The organism is Ralstonia sp. 1138 (genome assembly GCF_040544795.1).
Classification (GTDB): Bacteria; Pseudomonadota; Gammaproteobacteria; order Burkholderiales; family Burkholderiaceae; genus Ralstonia; species Ralstonia flatus.
In genome coordinates this window covers 378,606-386,035 of sequence record NZ_JBEPKQ010000005.1, presented here as the reverse complement: position 1 = coordinate 386,035, position 7,430 = coordinate 378,606, and the positions used below count along the sequence as shown (strand labels likewise).

General features: G+C 63.3%; 7 protein-coding genes. 2 read left to right on the top strand and 5 right to left on the bottom strand.

What is annotated here, in order from left to right; genetic code table 11:
- Positions 1-186: 186 nt before the first annotated feature.
- Positions 187-648 (bottom strand): hypothetical protein, encoded by a 462-nt coding sequence (locus ABIC76_RS22370; protein ID WP_354535277.1) that lies wholly within the window; start codon positions 646-648, stop codon positions 187-189.
- A gap of 379 nt (positions 649-1,027) precedes the next feature.
- Between ABIC76_RS22370 and ABIC76_RS22365 the strand changes: the two genes are divergently transcribed.
- The gene (locus tag ABIC76_RS22365; RefSeq protein WP_354535276.1) at positions 1,028-1,219 is read left to right on the top strand and encodes a hypothetical protein; all 192 of its coding nucleotides are present in this window, start codon (positions 1,028-1,030) and stop codon (positions 1,217-1,219) included.
- Between the two features lie 170 nt (positions 1,220-1,389).
- Here ABIC76_RS22365 and ABIC76_RS22360 read toward each other — a convergent pair whose 3' ends face one another.
- Both ABIC76_RS22360 and ABIC76_RS22355 read right to left on the bottom strand, forming a co-directional pair.
- Positions 1,390-1,932, bottom strand: coding sequence for a hypothetical protein (locus tag ABIC76_RS22360; protein ID WP_354535290.1), 543 nt, complete (start codon positions 1,930-1,932; stop codon positions 1,390-1,392).
- A gap of 1,042 nt (positions 1,933-2,974) precedes the next feature.
- Entirely contained in the window at positions 2,975-3,103 is a 129-nt protein-coding gene (locus tag ABIC76_RS22355; RefSeq protein WP_354535275.1) for a hypothetical protein, read from the bottom strand.
- 121 nt (positions 3,104-3,224) lie between these two features.
- Here ABIC76_RS22355 and ABIC76_RS22350 point away from each other — a divergent pair, with 121 nt between their 5' ends.
- Positions 3,225-4,094, top strand: a complete 870-nt coding sequence (locus ABIC76_RS22350) for a hypothetical protein (RefSeq protein ID WP_354535274.1) — start codon at positions 3,225-3,227, stop codon at positions 4,092-4,094.
- Positions 4,095-4,228: 134 nt separating this feature from the next.
- Here ABIC76_RS22350 and tssE read toward each other — a convergent pair whose 3' ends face one another.
- Positions 4,229-4,651: a type VI secretion system baseplate subunit TssE gene (gene tssE, locus ABIC76_RS22345; RefSeq protein WP_354535273.1), complete on the bottom strand. Its 423-nt coding sequence runs from the start codon at positions 4,649-4,651 to the stop codon at positions 4,229-4,231.
- Positions 4,652-4,665: 14 nt separating this feature from the next.
- Positions 4,666-7,359, bottom strand: coding sequence for a type VI secretion system ATPase TssH (tssH, locus tag ABIC76_RS22340; RefSeq protein ID WP_354535272.1), 2,694 nt, complete (start codon positions 7,357-7,359; stop codon positions 4,666-4,668).
- Positions 7,360-7,430: the final 71 nt, after the last annotated feature.

Sequence of the window (7,430 nt, the reverse complement as noted above, 5' to 3'; positions counted from 1 at the left end):
CTGGTTAGCACTGGCCCTCCGAAAAGGGCCCATCCTAGCCCGGTGGGTCATTTCCAAAGTGCTGCTGCTGGGTCAGTTTGATCGTGTTGCTGACATGGTGAAATCCTTGAAAGAGAGAAGGCATAAAGCCCGGCACAGGGCCGGGCGACAGAGAAGCAAATCAGGGAAAGGAGAACGGAAGGCTGTTCAGCCCGGCCGGTTGGAGAAGTGGTGGCCGCAGGCGCGACAGCGCCAGTTGAGTAGAACCGTGTTATCCAAGGTCTGTCCGAGCGCCGCGCCGGTAGCGCAGCCGGCAGCCGCACCGGCCAAGCCAGCGATGATCGCGCCGGCGATGCTGCCGCACAGCACGCCGAACGGACCGCCCAGCGCGCCTGCTGCGGCGCCGAGTTCGGCGCCCGAGAGCGAGGCTGCGGCTGCGCTGGTGCCACCCGCCGCCGCGCCGAGCGCGCCGCCAATACGGCGGGCAAGATGACGTGGCTCGGTGCGGAAGGATTCGCAAACCGGGCAGGCGGCGACGCACTCGCCCGTATCGGGCCGATAGCGAGGCGGCTCAGGATCGTGCGATGGATGTCTGGCGAATGCGTCAGGCGGCTGGTACGGCCATTCGTCGTCATCGTCAGGCGGAAGCAGCGAACGATGGTCACGCATGACACGTCGCCTCCCGTCGGACCTTGCCAACGTACTTGCAGAAGCAGATCGACCACAGCACTCCGCTGAGATAAGCGAGGGCGAACGCAATCAAATACTCGATGGGGGATATTGGCGGCACACCGAACTCCTGAAATGAAGGAACGCCCGTGCCAGGGTTGGCGCGAGCGGAGCAGTCGCGGTAGCTAATGCTCCGAGCGGTGATATAGGTCTGAAATCTTTTGGAATCCCGGCTGAGAAATCTTTGGGCGATCTTGTGCTGCGCGAGACGGAGGGGATGGCGGTGCGCGCCACTTTCGTGGGATGTCGTACTGCTTTTTACGTGGTACGGCCGTTGATACGCTGATGCGTTGGGCGAGAGGGTAGGGGAGCTTGGTTGATGGATCGGATCGATACACCGCAGACGCGGGACGACACGCGCGTGACGCGAATGCAGGCTGGGACGGCGTCCGTACAGGACTGGATCGACCGGCACCCGGTCCGGGCGCCGGTGCTGGCGTTGTGCGTGCTGGCCTTGTCGGGGCTCGCGGCCTACGGGTTGGCACGTGTGCTGATCAATCTAATCACTTGACGCGCCTTGATTCCCACCGCGCTTCGCCAAGCGCGTGCATCGCGACTTTGTCCCCGCGATAGGCGCCATTGATGTTCTATGGTCCCCGTTGTGTGGGCCGGCGAAACGGCTGCCGACGGTGCTGTTAGCGCGAGCCTGATGCAACGAACACGTTGAATGCTCCAAGTTCCCTAAGCACCGTTCACGCGGTCGTCACTGCGGGACGTCGTCGTCACCTGGCCATCCGCCCCGAAATGCACGTTGAAGAAAGCGCGTTCCGTTGGACTTTCCATCCACCGGTACCCCCACACCTCTTCGGGCTTGAGTGCAAAGGTTTCGACCTTGGTCGGCTTGCCGAGCAGACGGAGGATGTCTCGGCGTGTCTGTCCTGGGTGCACATGGGCAAAGTTCTCGGCCGTCAACAGTTGGTTGATGCTGCGTACGCGGCCATCCGCCGAGATGATGACGCGCCACGTGGACGTGCCCTCCGGGCCGCGCGGATATTCGAGTTCGCGCGTGCCATCCTCGTTCTCCCAGATCGTCTCGGGCTGGCCCGCCGTCGCACGCACATCGTCCTCGGTTGACTGACCCGTCACGATGCCCTTGAACAGCAGGTGATCCGGTTTGGCTGACTGCCAGGCACGCTTGGCGGCCTGGCCTGCGCGCTCGACGGCCTGATCGGCCTGCTGCTGATCGCAGCCGAATAGCACCAGCAATGACGCCAGGATGCCCATGGTCAAGCTCACTTGAAGTCGGCGCATGGCTCCTCCTATCGAAAACGCGCATACCGCAAAGAGCCATTCTGTCAGGCCGGTGGGATAGGGCGCCAAGAACGGTTTGTGAACGATTGTGACGATCGTGCTGCACCTGACATGGCCTTGCAGTGTTTCAGTGTGGACTGCGGCACGATGGCTCGCATCGAAGACTTGGTAGTTCTGCCCAGGAAATCATGCTCGACGTGCAAGACGCTGACTGGCGTCGCCACCGTGTCCGCAACAACCACCTGCTGTTGATGACAGCTCTGGTCGCCGTGAATGTGCTTTCGTGGGGGCGTGCATTGCATGCATTGTGTGTCGTGTTTTCGTAGCGATCACGCTGGCGCCACAGCAGACTGGCGGCTGGGAACTTTCGCTCCAAAGAGGCCAGCCGCCTCTGGCAAAAAGGGGGCGAGCTCTTCCAGGCGCGTCGTCACATCCTGGCGTCGAAGTAACGCTGTGAGAGACGATTGCAGGCTTCCTCTTGGGGCGGCAGAGCTTCTGTCTAGAGGAGTCGGGTGACGCCAACTCGCGGTCTGCGGCCCATCACCACTCTCTTCACGTACGACACAGAAGTTTGCCTTTTTCATTGATGCACTTGCGCACAATGATCGCGCAGTTCTACCCCCGCGTGTCTCCCTCGGGCATGCGGTTTCCCGGCCCGGTGACGTCGTGTCCACCGGGTTTCTTTTCTCTGGATGAGGAAAAACGTCTTCCGCGCGGAATTGGATGCGTGATGCGCTGGGCTGAGAGATGGCCCGTTTTGACGAAGCGCGATGCATTCTCACCGAACACGCGACACAGCTGTTCCATCGGCTGTACGTGCAGACCTGATTAACGGGCACATCCAGCTATTCGGGGCGTCGCATGTTCGGCGCGACTCGGATCGAAAGGCGCGTCGACATTCAGGCTGTCACGAAGGGAGATTGCGCAGAGGCTGGTGTGTTGCGAGTCGTCGATGGCGCTGCCGCTATCTCCACGCGCGGTGGCGATTCCAGCGTATCGATTGGCGCCCTGTTGGCTAGGTGACGCACAACTGGCAGCGCTGCCAGTGCGTTGCGCAGTGCGACACGCCCAACCACGGGCCTTTGATAACAAGCATGTGGCGAGCTTCGCTGTTGAGCGAGGCGGTGAGTTGATCGGATTTCATGATCTTCTCGGGCTAGCGGCAGCGATGAAATTCAGTGTGTCTTGTCTCTATCGCGCTACGGTGGAGCGCGTTGGAGTACAAAAATTTCTTCAATCTAAATCGAGTTCAATAGGTGTTGGATATGCAAAAGAAGGTGGCTGTTGCTTCACTGATTGCTTCGGCATTGCTGGCTGGCTGTGGTGGAGGTGGTGATTCCGGGGCGGTCGTTTCGCCGGTGCCTGCGACGCCCAGCCCCGCACCGGCTCCGTCACCCGCACCCAGCCCCGCGCCTGCACCAGCCCCGGTGGGCGAGGCCTTGCCGAGTCTATCCAGTCCGCAAGCCGGTTCAACGGCAGCAACCGGGACAGGCGCTCTCGGTATTTGGACAGCAGCCTCGGGACTGAATAAAACGTATGCTTTCGTCGATCCGGCCCAAAAGATTTCTTCAGTCGATTATCTGGCTGGGTCGCCTGCCTCCGAGCTGTTTGGTGTGCTTTCGGTCTCGGGAACGTCATGGACGATGACGGGGTCGCATTGGGAATTTACGGGTTTCGTGTATCCCATCTCTTCTGCAAGCGGGTCCTTCGTACCCATGCAGACTTTCAGCGGCAGCTATGTTGAGAATGGCCGCACGCAGAGTATTGCGTGGAACTATGATGCTGCCAACGCCCTGAGCGTGACGCAGGCAAGCGTGGCCGGAACCTGGGCCGTCACCAATGCGTCGCTCACGATCGCAGCGGATGGCTCCGTGAGCGGAACGTTGAGTGGGTGTAACGTGAACGGCACGATGATGCTCAGTACGCCGGGAAGCAATCAGAACCTGTATAGCGTGTCGTTGACCACGGCTGTTGGCGGGTCCTGCAGCGCGCCAGCGGGATCGGTCTTCCAAGGCAATGCCGCAATCGTCTTCAGGCCGATTTCGGGAAGCAATGGCTATTCCCGGGCCATTAGCTATCTGCTGAAGACTCCGACGAACAGTTTCATGGCGTCTGGGGTGTTGGCCAAGCAATAGCGGCAAGTGGTTGGTGACACAAGCGCGATAACGCATAGGGGGGGCGTTGAGGGCGTCAAAGATCGACGCATCAATGCCTCCGACGATCGCCAACCTCCCGGCCGCGGCGGATTGACACCGTGTGGATTGCGGTCTTAGCCGCGCTCCGCGCGTCGTTTGACATGCAGCCGTCCCGGCGGCTCAAAATACGTCCCAAACCGCACCAGCCCCGCCTTCTTGAGGTGGCAGACCATCTCGAAGCTCACCAGCACGCCGGGATCGTCGTTCTCGAGGATCTCGACCTCGATGGATCGGATGCGCGGTTCGTACTTCAGCAGCGTCGCCTCCATCTGCTCCTTGAGCAGATGGGCGGAAGCGGGCAGGGCCTTGTAGATGTTGGTGAGATCCGGCAGGCCGTAATCGGGCAGATGCTTGAGCGCACCGGCGCGCGTGTTTAGGATGCGCTGGACGTTCCGCTGCACACTCAGACATTCCAGGGTGCGGTCATCGTGGGCCGCCAGCGGCTCCCCGCCGATCTGGCCCAGAAGCATGTCGTAAAGGGAGGGACCTGCAGGCACGGGCGCGCTTCTCCTTAAGCGAGGGCCGGCGCTACCGTGTCGCCTACGGTCTCGCCACGGTCAATGAACTCCATCGTCAGATTGCCTTCGGCCGAACTCGACAGCTCAATCCTGGCGGGCGCTCTGCCCGTGGCCATGCGCGCAAGCAGCTCGCGCGAGACGGTCGGCAGGATGCGCTGATTGAGGAAGGCATCGACGTTGCGCGCGCCCGACTCCCGGGCCAGGCACAGTTCAGCGATGCCGCCAATCAACGCGTCGTCGCAAATCAGTTCGACACCGTGCTGCCGCTGCAAACGCTCCGCCACCTTGGCCAGCTTCATCCGCACGATGGCTGCCAACGCGCCGGCGTCGAGCGGCCGATAGACGAGGGTCTGGAAGCGCGCGAGCAAGGCGGGCTGGAAGTGGGCGACCAATTGCGGATGGATGGCCTCCAAGAGATCGGCCTGCGAGATGTCGGGGGTCTCAGCGGTCGCCTCGTCAATCTGCGCGCTGCCGAGGTTGGACGTCATGAGGATGACGCAGTTGCGGAAGTCGATCTCGCGCCCCTCGCCGTCGCGCATCATGCCGCGATCGAAGACTTGGTAGAAGATGTCCAGCACATCGCGGTGAGCTTTTTCGACTTCATCGAGCAGGACAACGCTGTAGGGCCGCTGGCGCACCGCTTCGGTCAGAACCCCACCGCGGCCATAGCCCACATAGCCCGGGGGCGAGCCCTTCAACTGCGAGACCGTGTGTGCTTCCTGGTACTCCGACATGTTGATGGTCGTGAGGGCCGCCTCGCCACCAAAGAGCAGGTCGGCCAGCGCCAATGCCGTCTCGGTCTTGCCAACACCCGAGGGTCCCGCCAGCAGGAAGACGCCCAGCGGCGCATGCTCGCTCTTGAGCCCCGCCTTGGCGGTGCGCAGGCTCTCTGCGAGCGCGGCGAGCGCATCGTCCTGCGCCACCACGCGCTGGGCGAGCTGCCCTTCGAGGGTGAGTAGACTCTGCAGTTCGTCCTCGACCAAGTTGCCGACCGGCACACCGGTCCACTCCGCCACGACACGGGCGATGGCTTGCGCGTCGACGTCCGCGAAGATGAGCGGCGTCTTGCCCTGCGCGGCGGCGAGCGCCTGGCGGGCCTGAGCGAACGCCGCGTCGTCACGTGTGGAAGCCTCGGCGTCGCGTTGGTGATGCAGTGTCTGAATCAGCCCGATTTCGTGCGCGTAGCGCGCTTGTAGCGCCGTCAACGCAGATTTGGCGTCGGCAAGTGCTGCATCGAGTGCGAGGCGACGTGCGTGCGCGCCGTCGATACCGGCCCGTGCATCGTCTTCCAGGGTGTTGCGTTCCAGCTCCAGTGCGGACACGGCGGCCTCGGCGCGCTGCAGTTCCGCCGGTGGCGATTCGAGACCCATGCGCACGCGCGCGGCGGCCGTGTCGATGAGGTCGACTGCCTTGTCTGGCAATTGCCGCGCCGGGATATAGCGGCGCGAGAGCTTGACTGCGGCGACCAGCGCCTCGTCCCGGATATGGACATTGTGAAACTGCGCATAGCGGCCCTTGAGGCCGCGCAGCATCAGACAGGCGGCCTCGTCGTCCGGCTCGTCGACCTTGATGACCTGGAAGCGCCGCTCGAGCGCCGCATCGCGCTCGAAGTATTCCTTGTATTCGGCCCAGGTGGTCGCCGCAATCGTGCGTAGCTCACCGCGCGCGAGCGCCGGTTTGAGCAGGTTGGCCGCGTCGGCGCCGCCGGCCGCGTTGCCCGCGCCGATGAGCGTGTGGGCCTCGTCGATGAAGAGCAGGATCGGCACGGGGGAGGCCTGCACCTCGTCGATGACGGTTTTGAGGCGCTGCTCGAACTCGCCCTTGACGCCGGCGCCTGCCTGCAGCAGGCCCAGGTCCAGTGTAAGGATGCGCACGTCGCGGATCACGTTGGGCACGCTGGCCTCGGCCACGCGCAGCGCCAGTCCCTCGACGAGGGCGGTCTTGCCGACGCCGGGCTCGCCGACGAGGATCGGATTGTTCTTGCGCCGCCGCGCGAGCACGTCGACCATTTGCTGGATTTCACGATCGCGGCCGAACACAGGGTCGATTTCGCCATGGCGGGCCTTGTCGGTCAGGTCGATCGCGAAGCGCGCGAGTGCACTGCCTTCGACGGTCCGTGTCTGTGCCGGCTGGATTCCGGTGTCCCGTGCCGGGGGCTGAGCGGCTGCGGATGCAGCAGGCTCGCTCGATTCATCTTCGGATGCCTCGGGCTGGCCCTCGCAAGACCGGTGGCTCAGTCGAGGCAGCAGGCGCTGGATTTGCGGGCTGCTGATCGACAGCAGCGGCCACGCGTTCTGTGCCCGTAGCAGGTGGGGCGCATCGACGATCGCCTGGAGGAGATTGCCGGAACGGATGGCCGTGTCGTCCGTCTCGAGCGCCGCCTTCTGCCAGGCATCCTGCAGCAGCGCCGCCAGTTGCGGCGAGAGGGCCGGTTTGCCCCGCAGGCTGCGCGGCAGGTGGTCGATCGCGGCAAGGAGGGCATCCCAGAGCGCGTCGATATCGATCCCATAGTGCCGCAAGATCGCCGGAATGTCGCCGTCGCCCGCCTCGATCAGCTTCAGGAGCCAGTGTTCAACCGTGATCTCGTCTGAGAGCCGCGTCTGGCATAGGCTGGCGGCCGCTTCGAGCGCGCGGGCACAGTGGGGGTTGAGCCGTCGAAGCAGGAGGGTGGTGTCGCGCGATGCCATGGTGGAACGGGATACGGGAAGAGGGGGGAGGGCGGCTCAAAATACAACCGTCAGTGCGCGGGTAAACAGAC